We start from the raw sequence: 17,418 nt of genomic DNA, 5'->3' as shown, positions 1-17,418 counted from the left end.
AAGATGGAATACGACTTGAGAAAAGATATTGGTTTGGGAGGTGGTGAAATGTTGAGTGGCAAGAGGGTGATCGTCGTGGTTCCAGCGTATCGGGCTGAGCGTACGATCGAGCGTACCCTCACCGAGATTGATCGTTCGGTCGTGGACGAGATCATTGTCGTGGACGATGCTAGTGGTGACGCGACGGCTGAGCTGGCGAATGCTTGCGGCGTATCTGTTGTTAGACATAAAGCCAACGCTGGGTATGGTGCAAATCAAAAGACTTGCTACACGGAGGCATTACGACTAGGCGGCGAAATCATTGTAATGGTACACGCGGACTACCAGTACTCTCCTCGCCTGATTCCAGCGCTTGCTGGACTTGTTGCGTCCGGACACTACGACGTAGCCCTTGGCTCACGGATCCTGGGTGGTGGTGCCAAAGAGGGTGGGATGCCCTGGTGGCGTTATGGCGCCAATCGAGTATTAACCGCAATCGAGAACCTGCTTCTAGGGCAGAAAATTTCTGAGTATCACACGGGTTTGCGTGCGTGGTCGCGAGAGGTGCTGACCATGCTGCCATTGAATGATCTTTCAGACGACTTTGTATTCGACAGCCAGACGCTTGCGCTGGCGATTGTTGCGCAAGCGGCGATTGGCGAAGTGTCCTGTCCAACGCGATATATGAGCGATGCATCGTCAATCAATTTTTGGCGCTCGATACGTTATGGACTTGGTGTCCTCGGCGTCTCGTTGGCTGGGCATCGTGCGCTGCATGGTCGGCCTCGTGGGGTCTTCACTGCTATTGGTGAATTGCGGACTCCATCTTCATTGTTAGTAAAGGCAGCGTCGAAGTAGTGTGGAGGTGTTCCCTGTCAAGAGAGGAGTCTATGGACGATTGCTGCACTGTGACTCAAAGAACGATCGTGAGGCCATTAGCCTACCGGTACGGAGCGCGTATGCTAGTGTCACTCTATTGGAGTTTGTGAAGTGTCGACGGTGAATTGGGAATGAGTGCACGCCGCGGCAGGCATAGCTCGGCTCGGCTAAGTGCGTCGCGTCGGGTCCTCATCTCACTAGGCGTTTTGGCCATTCTGGGTGGTCTGTTCTTGGCTGGACGCATTGCATTCTTCTACACCCGCACCGCTGTCGTTGGCGGCGGTAAGGTTCGTGCGGTCGTTGCGGCAGGTGTGGCGAAGCCGTGGCCCTCCGGGGTTTTAGCCTTACTCAGAATTCCCAGTCTTGGTTTGGCTGCCCCAGTTGAGCAGGGTACGAATGACTCAGTTCTCGATGTGGCCGTGGGTCACCTTGCTACGAGCGTGATGCCTGGCCAGGCGGGAACCTCGATCTTGGCCGCCCACAATGTCAGCTGGTTTTCCGGACTTGGCGGTGTGCGTCGGGGGGATCTCGTCGAAGTAGATACACCGACAGCCCAGCAGGTGTATCGGGTTGCGTGGCATGAAGTGGTAAAGGTGGGCGCGCCGGTGTTGAATACTCATTCCCCGAGCATCGTCTTGGAGGCCTGTTGGCCACTCAATGCCTTGTATTTGACACCTCATCGATACCTTGTTGGTGCAACGCTAGTCTCATCGGTTCGGATTGAGCGAACGCCAGCTATCCCTGCGCAGCAACGGTTCACAGCCGTCGGAATTGTGAAGTCCATCGCCGATGAGAATCTGTCCCTCGTCGCCAATGATCTCCCAATGGGTTCGTTCGCTATTGTTGGTAATCCCTCTCCGTCATTCACCGCCTCAAGTAGCCCATATTCTCTAGCAAGTGCGGAGGTAACGTGGCTGATAGCCTTGTTGCATGCATCACGTGCAGGTGGCGTGAGCGAGCTAACAGCTTTGACTCACCAACCGGCCAGTGCCGTTCGCCCGCTGGCTGATGGATACTCCGGATTCGCCTCACTCGCTGATCTGACTGAAAATGCTATTGGCATTCGGGCGATTGCGGGAAGTGCTACGGTGGCACTTGACACTGCTCATGGTCCAGTCACAGTCATCGAGGAGTTTAAGGTGACCGGTAGGTCTGTGGAACTCGATGGTCTGCACGTCAGCTAAGGTTGACGGTGGGGAATGCGAATGAGGTCCGGCTTTGCCGTCATGGCGGAAGCTCTCAATTTGGCCAGGGAGTCGGTGAAGCTGTTATCAACCGCACCCAAACTAGTTCCGGTTGCGGTTGAAAAGTGGTTCATACACGAACATATTCCATGCCTCACGATCGATAGCACTAGACCCGGTTGACGCTGTCAATCTGTGGAAAGTCACAACACTTCGGGGAAGCCCGAACGCTCTGTCAGTCATCGTCTAATCCATGAGTATCAATAATCGCACCTTCTCACCTGCCGGAACTTTGACATCGAAGCCTCAGCCTTCCTTGAGTCCCTGGACGCTTCGCTAGCTTGGGCGTTGACCGCATGCGTACAATGGAGAGTCCGCGAACTTATCGCTCACTTGGCAGCTGGTGCCGTCGTGATAGCCATCAATTTGGAGGCCTACGCAGAGGGCCGTCCCGTACCGGAGCCCCGAGGCTTCGGAGAACGAGAAGCTCCATAGTGAGAATTCACACTATGTATTGGCAAGGGAAAGCCGGTATGGCGGCTGCTGGCATTGCACGTTCTCGCCAATGGGAGTGTGAGGAAGATGCGATCTTAAAGCTGCGCGCCTTACGCAACAGCGACTTCGACGAGCGCTGGAGATACCATCTCGACAGTTACGGTACCAAGTGCACGAGGTTCCATACGTCCATAAGGCAATCCTGTTGGCCGCATAATGTTCCGCTGCGGGAGTCACACCCAATGCAAATGGTCCCGGGGCAGCTAGCAGCGTGGCAGACAGGTTATCGCGGCTTTGTCGTTGGTTCGCCTATCGACACTTTGCGTCTCGAGCCTGAGGATCCCCGCTCCGATCATCTATACCTGGATCATATGGTGCAAGAGGATGAGCTGAGCTACCGCCAGTGGGGCGGATCGCTCGCTCGTGCTGATACGCCCAAGACTCTCGGGGATCTCGCCTGGGAGGCCGATGTGCTCCCACAGCTTCTCCTCGACGATGCGAGTGACCGACTCCGGTGCGTGCCCATGGACGTGCAGCGCATCAACTGGCTTGCCATCTTGGTCTCGAATGAGCTTGATGTGAGCGGCCTCTCGAGTGGAGGGAGTGAGGATGTCGTGAAGATCGGGGTGCGGCGCCGTCGGCCGCAGCAAGATCGTCGCGCTCAAACGATCGCGGCCCTCGACTGGAGCAAACGAGATGACTAGGTCTGCATGGGCACGCTGTGGACGGATATATTTTTCGGACTCGGATTCACGTTTTTCGAGGTCCGCAAGGACCTGCTCCTTGGTATAGCCTCGTTTGCTGGTGTCCCTGGCGATCTTCCACTCGCGACGGATTGGCTCGGGTGGGTCAAGGTAGGCCGTGACGTCAAAGGCGGCTCGTGAGAGTTTTGACCATAGAGGGAATAGTCCCTCCGCAATCACAATCTCGCTTGGTGTAAACAGCTCGGGCCGCCCGAGAGTCCCATCAGCGTGGTGGTATTTGGGCTTGAGGATTGGTTGTCCGAGTGTTAGGAGCTGGAGGTGTTGCTCCATGATTTTCAGATAGTTACATTCGGGATTGAGTGGGGTGAAGGGGAGGGCCTTGCGTTCCTGGCGGTCGTAGCGATGATAGTCGTCCGTGCAAAATGAGGTGATACGGTCCTTGCCGAGCGCCTGCACCAATCCTTTGGTGAGGGTCGTTTTGCCAGAAGCCGAGTCCCCACCGATTGCCAACATGGCGACCCTCGGCGGATGAGGCTCGGTGGCGAGTAGTTTTTGGATCGCTGCTATTCGATGGGGCATGAGGTCTCCTTGATGACGTGGGCTGCTAATGATCTTTGGTGCCGCTGGGCAGCGCGGTCTTCTCGGTTGCCGTGTGGGTCGCGGATGCGCTATGGAACAAGGCGCCGAATGATCCCATATCGCCCCTCCCCAATCCACAGGCTCTCGAGGTAAGTAAACTCACCGACGCTTCGAGGTGGTGCCAACGGGTAGGCGCCACTCACCGAGGTCGCGACCACGATCGAGCTCGGATGTGCTAACTCACTAGCTTCGAAGCACCGGGTCGCGTAGTCAGGGTAGACGCCTGCCACGGTCGTAGCCTCTTGCTCACTTTGGGGAGCGCACCTGGCCTGCATCTGACCCGAGAGTGCGAGTGTCGCTGCCGCTGAGATCACGCCTTCAGGTGTTCCACCGATCCCCCAGAGCATCGCGGTATTGGGATCTCCGCTCAAGACCCTCAGGCTGGCCATGACGTCGCCATCGGAGATCTCAAGTACCGGTACCCCATGAGCGCGAAGATCTGCGATTTGAGTTGCGTGTCGAGGCTTTGCAAGAACCACAACGGTGGTCTCCCCGACGCCGAGTCCGAGGCGACTCGCGACCCGCTTGACGTTTTCCAGGAGTGGGCGATCGAGGTCGATGACCCCAGCGGCTCGTTCCCCGACGATGAGCTTCTCAAGGTAGTATCCCGGTAGAGCTCGTAGTCCCCCCGATGGGGCAGCGGCGATCACCGAAATTGCCCCCTCCCTGCCGGAGGCGGCAAAGTTGGTCCCCTCGAGCGGGTCGATGGCAAGATCGATGTCGATCGTACCGGTACCGAGTCGCTCGCCAACAAAGAGCATGGGTGCATGATCCTTCTCACCCTCACCGACGATAACGGTGGCCAAGACCGGGAGGCGCCCAAGCTCTTCGCGCATCGCTGACACCGCCGCTTGATCAGCTCGGTTCTTGTCGCCAAGCCCCACCTCGTCAAGGGTTGCACAGGCCGCCGCCTCCGTGGCTCTGAGTAGGTCAGCTACCAGATGCGAGGGCTGGCCAAGCCGATAGGCCTCGACGACGAGATCAAGAGCTGCCTCGGCGATCTTGTCAGGGGTAAAGCCAAGATAGGCGGCCACGTCGTCAATCGGGGCGGAGGCGCCGAACCGGTTGATGCCATAGAGTCGGTCGCCGGGACTTAGGAACTCATGCCAGCCGGTACCGACCGAGGCCTCAACGACGAGGCGAGGGATCCCAGTCGGGGCGAGAAGATCGCGCTCTCTTGGATCGATACCCAAGAAGCGCTCACGATGGGGCACGGAGATGACCCGGGCGTCGATGTCATCCTCGTCTTTCAAAATCTTGGCAGCCGCGATTGCGAGCGCTACCTCCGATCCCGAAGCCACCAGGACGACTTCTGGGTTGTTCTCAGTATCGTGGACCACCCTCGCACCGGTGTCTACGAGCCAAGTGGGCGACTCGGAGCTTGGAAGCTGAGGGAGTGGTTGGCGCGTCAGGACCAAGATGGTGGGTCGGGAGCGTTCGCTTCGTGCAAGCTCCCAACAGGCGTAGGTCTCAAAGGCATCGGCTGGGCGCAACACCTGAGTATTTGGGATGATCCTCAGTGCTTCGAGCTGTTCGATGGGCTGATGGGTTGGCCCGTCCTCGCCAACGGCGAAGGAGTCATGGGAGAAGAGGTAGATGACCCCGAGGCCCATGAGGGCACTGAGACGAAGTGCTGGACGCAGATAGTCGGAAAAGACCAGAAACGTCGAGACGTATGGGCAATAGCCCGAGAGCGCAAGCCCGTTGGCAATAGCAGCCATCGCGTGTTCGCGGATGCCAAAGTGGATCACTGACCCGGAGAAGTCCCGAGCAGTGATCGCCACAAGACCGACGTTGAGCCCAGTCGACTCGGCGAGGTCAGCCGAACCCCCGATGAGCGTTGGGTCATGAGCGGCGACACGAGCCAGATAGGTCGCAGATGCCACTCGAGTCGCCACGGGCTCGGTTGTCACGGTGATGTCACTGGCATCAACGGTTGTGCTAGCTGTGACACCCCCAGTTGGATTGGCCTCTTCCCAGCTCTCATGGATTACCCGTTTGGCCGCGATCTGTTGGTCAACGTAGGTCCTCACCTCGTCAGGGACGAGGAACGTCGGCTCATCAGGCCAACCATAGCCAGCCTTGGTGGCGCCAAGCTCGCTGGCACCAAGGGGTGCCCCGTGGGCCTTTGCGGTGTTCTCTTTGGTGGGTGCGCCACGTCCGATGATGGTTGGGGCCACGATCAGGGTGGGACGTTCGTCGGCCATGGCCTCGCGGTAGACCCGTTCGATCTCCTCGACATCCTCAGTGTCTGCAATCGTGAGTACCTGCCAGCCATAGGACACAAACCGCATGACCACATCATCGGTGCACGACTGGTGCCGTGGACCATCGATGGTGATGTCATTGGAGTCATAGCCAACGATGAGGCGACCGAGGCGCAGGTGACCAGCGAGGGAGGCGGCCTCGTGACTGATTCCCTCCATGAGATCACCGTCAGAGACCAAGACGAAGGTGTGGTGGTCGATGACGCCATCGCTCATTGCGCGTTGCTTCGCCTCGGCGATCGCCATCCCGACGGCGGTTGCCAGTCCCTGACCGAGCGGGCCGGTGGTAGTCTCGACCCCGGGTGTTACACCATACTCCGGGTGCCCGGGGGTCTTGGATCCGAGCTGGCGAAAGCGCCTCAGCTCGTCGATGGGAAGATCATAGCCAAACAGGTGCAAGAGGGCATAGAGGAGCGCGGACCCATGACCAGGGGAGAGGACGAACCTATCACGGTTAGGCCAGGTGGGGTCCAGGGGATCAAAGTTCATGATGCGTGAAAAGAGGGTGTAGGCAATGGGTGCGAGGCCAAGCGCTATCCCCGGGTGTCCAGATTGGGCCGCCTCGACCTGATCGATGGCGAGCATGCGGACGGTAGTGATGGCGCGCTGGTCGAGTGCCTTCATGTGCGAACTCCTTGTACGTGGGGATGCTCCTCTGCGTGCTGGCACCAGGTTGAGCATCGTTCCCGCCTCGTGATGGTGGTTGGTGATGAGGCCTGCGCGATGGTGGCCGTGGGCGGCATGTGACGCTGGCCTGGAGCTGTCGCAGATGTAGGAAGCTTCGGAGAAGTAACGTTGCACGGGTGAGCGAGAGCCTGAGCGAGCACCCCTGGATATGACTTGCGTCGAGCTAACGCTACACGACCCAAGATCTCAAGAGTGGTGGTCACTGTGCCCGGGTATCCCGTGTGACGATACGTGTACCTTGATGGGGCCACCTGAACCCCGTGTGTCGGCGGCCACTGGAGTTCAGCCATGTTGTGATCTGCTTGATGCCCAGCGCCTTGATGTTGCGTGTCTCGGTGCTGGGATGGGGGTCGTGTGGACGAGGCCTGTGCGTGCCGGCATGGCGCTTGAGTCGTGGCATTATCTCCGATGACTGGTAAATCGTCACCCTGATGAGGAGCGCGCTCTTCATGTGTGTAATCGAGCGGCTGCTGTGCGTTCATCTTTGCCATCACCCCTTGGCTCATCAATGTCATCCCAACCTAGCGGATACGTGTCGGCTCTCTCCTCCCCAAGATGGGTGATGGTTGGGGTGAGGCCAGTGGCGATGCCATGTGCCGAAACTCCGCGAGCGACGTGGCGTCTGTGTGCCCGTTTGGCGTCAACTATTCATCGACGCCTGGGCAAACCAGTGCCTTCGACTGCATGGGCGACAAGCGGCAGACGCAGACGCACCAGCGTGCCCTCTCCCATAGTTGAGTAGAGTTCGAGGTGACCGCCGATCATACGAGTACGCTCACGCATGCCTCGGACTCCGAGGCTGGTCGCCAACGTCGTCTGTTCAAGATCGAAACCATTGCCACGATCGCGGACAACAATCACGAGGTCTCCACCGATCGTCGTGAGGCGGAGTTCGCATTGATGGACACCGGAGTGTTTCCAGGCGTTGTTGAGGGCCTCCTGAAGAATGCGCAGGGTTGCAAGCGCTCGTGTGGGTTCAAGGGTCCCTTCGAGCTGATCGGTTCGATCCGTGACGACGACGGAGAAGTCCGGATATGAGGTTGCCAAGGTGTGAACGGCCTCTGGAAAGCCAAGTTCGTCGAGGACTTGCCGAGCTGAGTCTCCAGTAATGTGACGAATCGCTTCGGCACTGGATCGAAGCAGTTCTGAGGCAATTCGGACATCTCTGACTTCATTCTCGTCGAGCCCGCGAGCGGCCTTGATCGCCTCAAGACGATAGTAAGCAGCGTGAACCTGCTGAAGGACGCCATCGTGGAGGTCAAGCTGGATGCGGCGTCGTTCAGCCTCTTGGGCGTCGATCAGCTGTTGGGTGAACCCTTCTAAGGTGCGTTCGTGTGCTGCCAGCTGTTCCACGAGGAGCGCGTGATCGAAGGCGCCAGCGAGGAAGCTGGCCACGCTGGTGAGTACCTCTAGATGGTGATCGAGATCGACATCGTCGCGTTGCCAGTGGACGTTGAGGACGCCGACCACCGTTGCGTTGACGTTGAGCATCGGCACGGAGATCAGCGCGCGAAAGCGCTCTCCTTGCAGCTCGGGAAGATAGCGATAACGGTGATCACTCCACTTGTCAGGAACAACGGCAACCTGTCCGGTCTGGGCGACCCAGCCGGCGATGCCGTCGCCAAGGCCGAGCGATACGCGACGACGATAGGTGTCAAAGGGCGGGGTAGCACCAACCAACTCGATGCGAGTCAACTCCTGGTTGACGAGGTGCACGAAGCAAACACTGGCACCAACTGCCTCAACCACGAGCTGAGCCGATTGGGTAGCGAGCTGGTCGAGCGTGAGGTTCTGCGCGAGCACGAGCGCGAGCTTGCGATAGAGGGTGAGTTCGTCGGGTTCGAGAATCATCGAAAGGTTACATCTTTCAAGGCGACTGCGACCGCCTCAGCGCGTGACTTTACCTTGAGCTTCCGATAGATCGAAGATAGATGACTTTTTACCGTCTCTTCACCCAGAAAAAGGCTCTGTGCAATCATCTTTGTTGACATTCCTTTGACGATGAGCTCAAGAATTTCGCTCTCGCGTTGCGTGAGACCCAGATGTGCGCCGGGCCAAAACTCGCCAAACTGTAGCCTCGCCGCGAGCAGGGCGACCCGGCCGGCAATAGATGGATCAATCGTGATCTCACCCGCCATGACACGGGTGAGGAGCCCGACGAGTTCGGCGCCAGTGGCCTGTTTGAGGATGTAGCCACGGGCGCCGCCACGAAGTGCCCGGAACAGATAGGCCTCGTCGTCATAGGCGGTGTAAAAGACGACGGGAGCCTCAATGCCTGCCGATACGACCTGCTCTAAAAGCTCGAAACCTGAGCCACCTTTGAGCCGGGCGTCGGTGAGAATCAGATCAGGTGACTGGTTGCCGAGGTAATCCATTGCCTCCCCAGTCGTCTTCACGGCCGCTAGGACCACCACCTCGTCGGCGTAGTTGCGAAGCATGGCACGAACACCATCAATGATGACCTCGTGGTCATCGACGAGGAGCAGTTGAATCGGGTGCATTAGTCCCCCTCCTGGTGATGTAATCGCCGCCTGCGTACTTGGGTTGGCGTTTCACGGTAACAAGGCACAGCCCTGGCTCTGGTGGCGGAGAGCGAGAGCCTCGATCGACATCCCAGCGATTAATGTGATCGGGAGAGTCCTTCGACCGACGACGATCGTCACGGTTGGCCTTGTCGTTGTGGACCGTTGAGGAACAATCATCGTATGCCTTGAACTGCTGGTGGTCAGGAGACATTCTGCCATGTTTGGACCCTCCGGGTTCTAGGGTGGCCAAAGCTTAGACGCCGTCGACGTTGGGTACTGCGACCGCTGTGTGCAAAGGCGCAAAGCGGTGTTGGATGATCTAACCCGAACGAAGCTCACCCAAGTGGACAGGGTGTCGTGACGGGGTGGGAGATTGTCGCTACTTGTGTGCATGTGCAGGGCATCTGGTTCCATGGTTGTCAGACTGAGATCAGCTCTTGGGGTTTGCGGGTGTTTGCCGCTGCCCGGACCCTTGTCATCAGACTCGCCTGGGTCAGCTGGCGATCCTGTTTGGAGCTTGCCCACACCCGCAGCGGGGCATCTTGGAGTGCGCGACCAAACGAAAAGGTAATCGGCCACGGTAGCGATCCTTTCGCATTGATCGCAGCCAGGTTCTCGGTCGCATCGTGATCTGACTGGCCCCCTGAGAGCAGGGCGATCCCAGCGACCGAGGCTGGCACAGCATCGAGATAACAATCGATGGTGGCCTGTGCTATGGCATCTGGTCGAGCTGATGGCCCAGCTACGCCTGGGGTTACCATCGATGGCTTGAGTACGATGGCCTCCATAGCAACCTCAAAGAGACGCAGCTGGTCGAAGACGGCTACGAGTACAGTTGTGGCAACCTTCTTAGCGACCGCCAGATCATGTTGCCCTTCCATGAGGATCTCTGGCTCAACGATCGGAACCAGGCCGAATGTCTGACAGAGCTTGGCGTACCGTGCGAGAGCATGCGCATTACTGGCGATGCAGGCAGCACTTGGCTTGGCGTCTTTGATGCCAAAGACGGCGCGCCATTTGGCAAATCGGGCACCGCCCTGGTGGTAGCGCTCCAGGCGTGCCCCCAAGTTGTCAAGCCCCTCGGTGACGAGCTCGCCGTCATAACCAGCAAGCGGCTTTGCACCCGTGTCGACTTTGATGCCGCATAACATGCCCCGGCGGTTGAGAAAGTCGCAAAAGGGTTCTTCTGTCGACGTAGCTTGATTAAAGGTTTCATCGTAAAGGATGACACCGGAGACGAACTCGGCTAGTCCTGGGGTATCGAAGAGCGTTTCTCGCCAGTCGCGTCGTGAGTCCTCAGTCGAACTGAGTCCGAGAGCCTCGAAACGCTTCGTCAGTGTTGGGCTGCTCTCATCGGCCGCAAGGATCCCCTTCGGGTAGGCGACCATCATATAAGCGGTGTTGACCATCTCTACGTAGCTCGTCGATTGGTTGGCCATTGGTCCTCCTGGTTTGGGTTTTTGTCTAACCTAGGTTGATCTCTCCGATGGTGTCTCACCCAAAGGGTTGGGCTAGGGGGTGAACTTGACCTCACCCGAGGCATCTAGATGGTTGACGAAATCGAGGATCGCACTGGTGGGTGACTCTTCGCTTCGGACACCAAGGCACCAGGTTCTTTCTTGGGGTAGCGGTGGTACCCGCAAGGAGATCAGCTCGCCAGCCCCGAGCTCTTGGGCTACCGACTCAGTAGAGATGACCGCGATGCCGAGCCCAAGTTCCACAAGGCGCTTGATGGCTAGATTAGAGCCAACCGTCAACGTAGGTGGCGTAATCTGGAGTTCACCGATGAGCTCCTCTGCAGAAGCTCGGGTTCCAGATCCAGGCTCTCGCACCAGCCAAGTCAAAGCTCCCACCTGTTCTGGGGTGGGTGTCTGAGCGGGGCCGAACCATTGGTAGGCCTGTCGCTCGTTGGCGATCAGGGCGAGTTCGTGCCCTCTGGTGGCGATTACCCTCACAGGGTCGTTGTTCCTAGGTCGCCCAGAGATTACTAGGTCGACGCGATGCTGGTCAAGAAGTTCGACGAGTGTCGTCTTGTTCGCGACCTCAAGACTCACCGTGGCGGTTGGACGAAGTGCAAGATAACCCTGGAGCCAACGAGGAAGGAGTTCTTCGCCGACGGTCGCGACCGCACCGATGCGAAGGACGAAGGCGTCGGAGTTGCACGCCTCCCTGGCTCGAAGCAGTGCTTCGTCCATGGACCCCAACAGGGTCGAGGCATACCCAGCCAGCACCTCTCCAGGAGGGGTAAGGACAAGACCTCGTCCAGCTCGCTGCGTGAGATCGACGCCGACCTCGCGAGCCAGGGCAGCCATCGCCGATGAGACAGCCGCCGACGTCACGAAGAGTCGTCGACTTGCCGCGACGATGGAGCCAGTCTCGGCTACTGCTAGCAGGGTTTTGAGTTGAGTTGTGGTCATAGTTAATATTATAGTTAACAATCAGAGGTAAATTCATAGGTATTAAATGATGTATTGAAAGAACAAGCTGGCTATCGTTACCTTGTGCCCACAGGCAGGGCAAAAGGAGTGAGACATGGCAGAGTTGACCGGGGAGGATCGCTACAAGGCAGGAGTCATCCCTTATAAGCAGATGGGCTATTGGGATAGTGACTATGTCCCGAGTGAGACCGACATCATCGCACTCTTTCGGATCACTCCTCAACCAGGGGTCGATCCTGAAGAGGCGGCGGCGGCAGTCGCCGGTGAGTCCTCGACGGCAACATGGACGGTGGTGTGGACCGATCGCCTGACGGCGGCTGACCTCTATCGAGCTAAGGCCTACCGGGTTGATGCGGTCCCGGGCCAGGAAGAACAGTTCTTTGCCTACATCGCCTACCACCTAGACCTCTTCGAGCCGGGCTCGATTGCGAACCTCACCGCCTCGATCATTGGCAACGTCTTTGGGTTCAAGGCGGTCAAGGCGCTGAGGCTCGAAGATATGCGGATTCCGGTTGCCTATGTGAAAACCTTCGATGGTCCCCCGACTGGCATCGTGGTCGAGCGAGAGCGGCTTGACAAGTTTGGTAGACCGTTGCTCGGTGCCACGGTGAAGCCGAAGTTAGGGCTTTCGGGGCGGAACTACGGGCGAGTGGTCTACGAGGCCCTCCGAGGGGGCCTTGATTTCACCAAGGACGATGAGAACATCAACTCCCAACCCTTCATGCACTGGCGGGATCGATTCTTATACTGCATGGAGGCTGTCAACAAGGCACAGAGCGCCAGCGGTGAGGTTAAGGGTCACTATCTCAATGTCACCGCAGCGACGATGGAGGATATGTACGAGCGAGCCGAGTTTGCCAAGGAGTTGGGCTCGGTCGTGGTGATGATCGACTTGGTGATCGGTTACACAGCGATTCAATCCATGTCCAAGTGGGCACGGCGCAACGATATGGTACTTCATCTCCATCGCGCAGGGCACGGTACTTATACCCGTCAGAAGAATCACGGGATCTCCTTTCGCGTGATCTCAAAGTGGATGCGATTGGCTGGGGTCGATCACATCCACGCTGGTACGGTTGTCGGCAAACTCGAGGGCGATCCGAACACTGTGCAGGGCATCTATAACGTTTTGCGTGAATCGGTCAACCCGGTCGATCTTCCTAGAGGGATCTTCTTTGAGCAGGATTGGGCGGGCCTTCGCAAGGTGATGCCCGTCGCCTCCGGTGGTATCCATGCTGGGCAGATGCACCAGCTGCTGACATACCTCGGCGATGATGTGATTTTGCAGTTTGGTGGTGGTACCATCGGCCATCCGATGGGCATCGCGGCAGGCGCTACAGCCAATAGAGTTGCCCTCGAGGCGATGGTGCTTGCGCGCAACGAAGGCCAAGACATCTGGAACAAGGGGCCAGATATTTTAGACGCTGCGGCAAAGTGGTCGCCAGAGCTCCGTGCGGCTCTCGACACATGGCGCGATATCACCTTCAACTACGCCTCAACCGACACCCCTGACTTCGTGCCCACCGCGAGCGAATCCTATTAATCACACCGTTTAATCACACCGTGTGAAAAGTGAAAGGACAATACGACAATGCACCTTACCCAAGGCCAGTTTTCATTTCTACCTCCATTGACTGACGAGCAGATTGTGGCCCAGATCCGCTGGGCACTTGCCCATGATTGGGCGATCGGCGTGGAGTTCACCGACGACCCACACCCTCGGAACACGTATTGGGATATGTGGGGTCTGCCGATGTTCGACCTCCACGACCATGCGGCGATCCTCTATGAAATCAACGAATGTCGACGTGCGTACCCAAAACGCTACATTCGAGTCACGGCGTTTGACTCCACCCGAGGCTGGGAGGCACCCCGGATGTCGTTTCTGGTGAACCGGCCCGATGACGAGCCTGGCTTTGCGACCGAGCGTCAAGAGCTAGAGGGGCGCCACATTGTGTACTCTACGTCTAGCTACGCGGCCACACAGCCACCGGGGGAGCGCTATTGAGGTGTCTACGTTCGATCACTACTGGCTCATTGCTGCGCTTGAGGAGGACGAAACGTGAGTGAAGAGGTGGATCTTCAGGGACTCTTTGTCGCGGCCAAAATGCAGGAGACGCTTGATGAGCTCGACCAAGAGCTCGTCGGGTTGCGACCAGTCAAGACTCGCATCCGCGAGATCGCGGCGTTGCTGCTTGTAGATCGGGCCCGGGCAGCGCTCGACCTAGTAGGTGGTCACCCGAGTCTCCATATGAGCTTCACTGGTAACCCCGGCACTGGTAAGACGACTGTCGCGCTTCGAATGGCCGAACTTTTGGCGCGGCTGGGTTATGTCCGACAAGGCCATGTGGTGGCGGTGACCAGGGATGACCTTGTGGGTCAATATATCGGGCATACCGCACCGAAGACTAAAGAGGTTCTTAAGCGGGCGATGGGTGGGGTGCTCTTCATTGATGAGGCATATTACCTCTTTAAGCCGGAGAACGAGCGTGACTATGGTGCAGAATCGATTGAGATCCTGCTCCAGGTCATGGAGAATCAGCGTGAAGATCTGGTAGTGATCTTGGCCGGCTATAAGGATCGGATGGACACCTTCTTTCGGTCTAACCCTGGTATGTCCTCGAGGATCGCCCACCACGTGGATTTCCCGGACTATTCACAAGATGAGCTCCTCGCCATCGCCAAGCTCATGCTTGCGGCACAACACTATCGGTTCTCGGACGAGGCGGAGCAGGTATTTCGTCGCTATCTCGAGCTGCGCATGATCCAGCCGAACTTCGCGAACGCTAGAAGTGTCCGTAACGCCTTGGACCGGGCGCGCCTACGTCAGGCGAATCGCCTCTTTGAACGGCGTGGCTCGTCGATAACCAAACTCGATCTGATGACGATTGAGCCGGAGGATATCGCTGTCAGCCGCGTCTTTGATGCCGATCGCCTAGAGGAGCCGCCGCTCGATTCTTGATCGTATGGCCAGATGCGATCACCAACCAGATATCGTGCTCTTTGTTCATGACACAGCGCCGACGTCCGATCCTACAGCGACTGGTTAGCGGACTGACGGTCCATTGATCGCTACGTCTGTCGAGGGTGCAGGGTGTACGACAGAGAGTAGATCAACTGAGTTCTGTAGGGGTATGGGCATCCACACGAATGCCGACCAAGCCGGGTTCGAATCCCTCATGTCATCTCCCAACAGCTTGGGGCAGCACTCCCTGCTTTGTTGTGGACATAGTTGTAGTAGTCTCACGAGCTTGGTCCATCCGATAATCCACCGCACCCTAACTGGTTCTGGAACTGGTTCTGGTCATGGTTTTGCAGTATTTCATACACAGCATTTGTTTTTAGCTCAGCTTTACGTTGTAACTGACACCCTTCTGGCAACGCCCCCTGCACTTCGCGCTAGCTCACATCCTGGCACGAAGCTACACCTGGTCGGATTCTCCACTTGAATCCAAAGTCTCAAGAATGCATGTCGGCTGTCTTTCCCGGCAACCTGGTTGCCTCCCAACAACGTAAAAGTTGCGAGGCCCTGCCTGAGACCGACCGCCAGCCTTGGATGCGAGTCTGGCTACCCACTTGTTGTAAGGTCAAAGACTGTCGGTACCTCACTTAGTGCTCTCTGGCTCCATTGTTGGTGTGCGGTAGCCAAGCATCGCTGTGCCAATCAAGGCACTGAGCGCGATGAGCACGAGAGGGAGTCTAAAACCGACAAGTGCGACCAGCCCAGCGCCGAGAGCGATCGAGATGCTTTGGACTCCACTGAAGATGACATTGAAGGCGGCGTCAACCCTCCCCATAAGCCGATGCGGAGTAGCGCGTTGGATGGCGGTATTGGCCCCAACCAGAAGCCACGTCAAACCAACTCCAAGCGCTATGATGCCGGCGCAGACGATCGCTAAGGCGGTCAGCGAGTGAAGTCGAGCTCCTGCCAAAACGACGACCGATCCAATCGCGATGGTCACCATCCCGAGTGCCATTGTCTTGAATTCGCCGATCTTGCGCATCCATGGGGCCGATGTGACACCGCCGACGATCGCCCCAACCCCTTGGAAGGTGACAAATACGCCCACAAAGGCCGCCGAACGCCCAAGACCGGTCGTCGCGACGGCGAACATTGCGGTTTGGAAGAAGCCGACCGTGCACAGCAACACCGTCACAGCCCAGGCTAGCCGACGAAGAACTGGTGTGGCCAGGATATGGCGAACGCCTGCAAGGGCCTCCGCTCGCCAGTGCTGCGGTGCTGTCCTTTCGTGTTGTTCCTGCACCCGAACGAGTAGCAGCAGCCCGATCGCCAGCACGTAGGCTCCGAAATCGACCCCGATAACCGCCATTGCGCCAGCGACTACAAACAATCCGGCCCCAATGAGAGGCACGATCAGGCGGAGTCCCTCCGATACCGTTGACAACAGACCATTGACAGAACCAAACTGTTCTTGGTCAAAGACCGTCGTGCGTAGACCGACGTCAGCGGCGCTGCTGATGGCCGCTAGCGCTCCGTAGAGGACCATGACGAGATAGATGCGCCAGATATCTGTGGCTCCGCGGACTCCAATCAACCCGAGCAGGCAAAGCGCACTGAGTGCGTTTGCGGTGATCAATACCCGACGCCGAGGAAAGCGATCGACGATGAGACCGGCCAGGGGTCCTACAAGTATGGTAGGAGCAACGTAGAAGAAGTACGTGAGCCCGCCGGCGGCGTTGGAACCAGTGAGTTCACGAACCCAAATGCCGGCTGCGATAAAGAGGACCTTGTCACCAAAGCCCGTCAACAAGGTCCCAAGGATGTAGGAAATGGCGTTGCGTGAGTGCATCATCGCTCCTTTGCTTCGTCGCTCGTGGCTGCAAAGGCCCTATCGAGGTCGACGGGATACGCAAGGTAGAGAACCTCAACGAGGTGAGCATCATCGGGCCTTAGGCTTGGATCGATCAGACGGTTTCGGTAAGTCCCAAGTATCTCGCGGACTTTGGTATTGATCTCGTCGAGCTCTGTTGTTGTCACGAACAGAAAATTTTGATCTACGGCACCCACTTGCTCCCACTCCTTGGGGTAGGATCCGTGCGTGCGTTGCCATCGTTCGAACCGTTCCAGTGCTCTGCGAAAATAGACCTGCATGAGGCTGTCTGCGGCGATACGTCCCTCGCCATCGAGTTCCTCTTCCTCGATTGTGAAACCTATGTTCACGAGCTTCCAAGGTCGCTTGCGCCCCTTCCCATGGGCAGCCTCCTCGACATAGCCATATTTGGCAAGTTGCCTAAGGTGAAAGGAACACGTTGTAGGACTCTCCTGGATCAACTCACCCGCCTGGGTGGCCGTCAGGGACTCGTGCAGAGCAAGCACCTCGAGGAGGGCAATCCTGACAGGGTGAGTAAGCGCCCTCATTGCTTGGGGTTCAGTCAGTCGCTTGGTCTCGGAATTAACCGTCTTCTTATCACTAGACATCTCTCGATAGTACACTCTCGAGAGATGTCTCGTGTAGATTTTTCCAAAAACTCCTTTGCCATAGATTCGCCCATCGAGATCGGGTTAGCTGGTTGCCTCGTCACGCTGTCGATTACCAACAAGGAACTCATCTCACCGCTCGCTCGAAGTTCGCCCAACCACGGCAAGCACTAACATGATC

Annotated in this window: 13 protein-coding genes; 5 read left to right on the top strand and 8 right to left on the bottom strand. The window is 57.7% G+C overall.

The window, feature by feature from the left end; genetic code table 11:
- Nucleotides 1-15: 15 nt before the first annotated feature.
- Together MP439_06515 and MP439_06510 are read left to right on the top strand one after the other, a co-directional pair.
- Nucleotides 16-837 (top strand): glycosyltransferase family 2 protein, encoded by an 822-nt coding sequence (locus tag MP439_06515; protein ID MCI2975712.1) that lies wholly within the window; start codon nt 16-18, stop codon nt 835-837.
- A 152-nt stretch (nt 838-989) separates the two neighbouring features.
- The gene (locus MP439_06510; protein ID MCI2975711.1) at nt 990-2,042 is read left to right on the top strand and encodes a class D sortase; all 1,053 of its coding nucleotides are present in this window, start codon (nt 990-992) and stop codon (nt 2,040-2,042) included.
- Between the two features lie 851 nt (nt 2,043-2,893).
- On the opposite strand, the gene MP439_06505 is transcribed toward MP439_06510, so the two are convergent.
- The 6 genes from MP439_06505 to MP439_06480 form a co-directional block, all read right to left on the bottom strand.
- A complete protein-coding gene (locus MP439_06505) occupies nt 2,894-3,820 on the bottom strand; it encodes a phosphoribulokinase (protein MCI2975710.1) in 927 nt (308 codons plus the stop codon).
- Between the two features lie 89 nt (nt 3,821-3,909).
- The gene (gene tkt, locus MP439_06500; protein MCI2975709.1) at nt 3,910-6,771 is read right to left on the bottom strand and encodes a transketolase; all 2,862 of its coding nucleotides are present in this window, start codon (nt 6,769-6,771) and stop codon (nt 3,910-3,912) included.
- Nucleotides 6,772-7,482: 711 nt separating this feature from the next.
- Nucleotides 7,483-8,685: a GAF domain-containing protein gene (locus MP439_06495; GenBank protein MCI2975708.1), complete on the bottom strand. Its 1,203-nt coding sequence runs from the start codon at nt 8,683-8,685 to the stop codon at nt 7,483-7,485.
- Nucleotides 8,682-9,335, bottom strand: coding sequence for a response regulator transcription factor (locus tag MP439_06490; protein MCI2975707.1), 654 nt, complete (start codon nt 9,333-9,335; stop codon nt 8,682-8,684). The genes MP439_06495 and MP439_06490 overlap by 4 nt, the downstream gene beginning before the upstream one ends.
- A gap of 443 nt (nt 9,336-9,778) precedes the next feature.
- Nucleotides 9,779-10,798: a fructose-bisphosphate aldolase class I gene (locus MP439_06485; protein MCI2975706.1), complete on the bottom strand. Its 1,020-nt coding sequence runs from the start codon at nt 10,796-10,798 to the stop codon at nt 9,779-9,781.
- A gap of 72 nt (nt 10,799-10,870) precedes the next feature.
- On the bottom strand, nt 10,871-11,776 hold the full coding sequence (locus MP439_06480; GenBank protein MCI2975705.1) for a LysR substrate-binding domain-containing protein: 906 nt from the start codon (nt 11,774-11,776) through the stop codon (nt 10,871-10,873).
- A 115-nt stretch (nt 11,777-11,891) separates the two neighbouring features.
- On the opposite strand from MP439_06480, the gene MP439_06475 reads away from it, so the two are divergent.
- Genes MP439_06475 through cbbX form a run of 3 tightly spaced genes read left to right on the top strand, consistent with a single transcriptional unit; the run spans nt 11,892 to nt 14,759 of the window.
- The gene (locus tag MP439_06475; protein MCI2975704.1) at nt 11,892-13,340 is read left to right on the top strand and encodes a form I ribulose bisphosphate carboxylase large subunit; all 1,449 of its coding nucleotides are present in this window, start codon (nt 11,892-11,894) and stop codon (nt 13,338-13,340) included.
- A 48-nt stretch (nt 13,341-13,388) separates the two neighbouring features.
- Nucleotides 13,389-13,805 (top strand): ribulose bisphosphate carboxylase small subunit, encoded by a 417-nt coding sequence (locus MP439_06470; protein ID MCI2975703.1) that lies wholly within the window; start codon nt 13,389-13,391, stop codon nt 13,803-13,805.
- Between the two features lie 54 nt (nt 13,806-13,859).
- A complete protein-coding gene (gene cbbX / locus MP439_06465) occupies nt 13,860-14,759 on the top strand; it encodes a CbbX protein (protein ID MCI2975702.1) in 900 nt (299 codons plus the stop codon).
- Between the two features lie 643 nt (nt 14,760-15,402).
- Here the strand turns inward: cbbX and MP439_06460 are convergent.
- A complete protein-coding gene (locus MP439_06460) occupies nt 15,403-16,611 on the bottom strand; it encodes an MFS transporter (protein ID MCI2975701.1) in 1,209 nt (402 codons plus the stop codon).
- Complete coding sequence (locus MP439_06455) at nt 16,608-17,237, bottom strand: helix-turn-helix domain-containing protein (protein MCI2975700.1); 630 nt, start codon at nt 17,235-17,237, stop codon at nt 16,608-16,610. Before MP439_06455 ends, MP439_06460 begins: the two co-directional genes overlap by 4 nt.
- Between the last annotated feature and the right edge of the window lie 181 nt (nt 17,238-17,418).

This window comes from Ferrimicrobium sp., from assembly GCA_022690815.1.
Taxonomy (GTDB): Bacteria; Actinomycetota; Acidimicrobiia; order Acidimicrobiales; family Acidimicrobiaceae; genus Ferrimicrobium.
This window is presented reverse-complemented; position numbering and strand designations above follow the sequence as displayed.

Excerpts from the sequence above, each read along its gene's own strand:
- MP439_06485 (MCI2975706.1), bottom strand. The coding sequence starts at position 10,798 with ATGGCCAACCAATCGACGAGCTACGTAGAGATGGTCAACACCGCTTAT.
- MP439_06505 (MCI2975710.1), bottom strand. The coding sequence starts at position 3,820 with ATGCCCCATCGAATAGCAGCGATCCAAAAACTACTCGCCACCGAGCCT.
- MP439_06510 (MCI2975711.1), top strand. The coding sequence starts at position 990 with ATGAGTGCACGCCGCGGCAGGCATAGCTCGGCTCGGCTAAGTGCGTCG.
- MP439_06455 (MCI2975700.1), bottom strand. The coding sequence starts at position 17,237 with ATGTCTAGTGATAAGAAGACGGTTAATTCCGAGACCAAGCGACTGACT.
- MP439_06460 (MCI2975701.1), bottom strand. The coding sequence starts at position 16,611 with ATGATGCACTCACGCAACGCCATTTCCTACATCCTTGGGACCTTGTTG.
- tkt (MCI2975709.1), bottom strand. The coding sequence starts at position 6,771 with ATGAAGGCACTCGACCAGCGCGCCATCACTACCGTCCGCATGCTCGCC.
- MP439_06470 (MCI2975703.1), top strand. The coding sequence starts at position 13,389 with ATGCACCTTACCCAAGGCCAGTTTTCATTTCTACCTCCATTGACTGAC.
- MP439_06475 (MCI2975704.1), top strand. The coding sequence starts at position 11,892 with ATGGCAGAGTTGACCGGGGAGGATCGCTACAAGGCAGGAGTCATCCCT.
- MP439_06495 (MCI2975708.1), bottom strand. The coding sequence starts at position 8,685 with ATGATTCTCGAACCCGACGAACTCACCCTCTATCGCAAGCTCGCGCTC.
- MP439_06480 (MCI2975705.1), bottom strand. The coding sequence starts at position 11,776 with ATGACCACAACTCAACTCAAAACCCTGCTAGCAGTAGCCGAGACTGGC.
- MP439_06490 (MCI2975707.1), bottom strand. The coding sequence starts at position 9,335 with ATGCACCCGATTCAACTGCTCCTCGTCGATGACCACGAGGTCATCATT.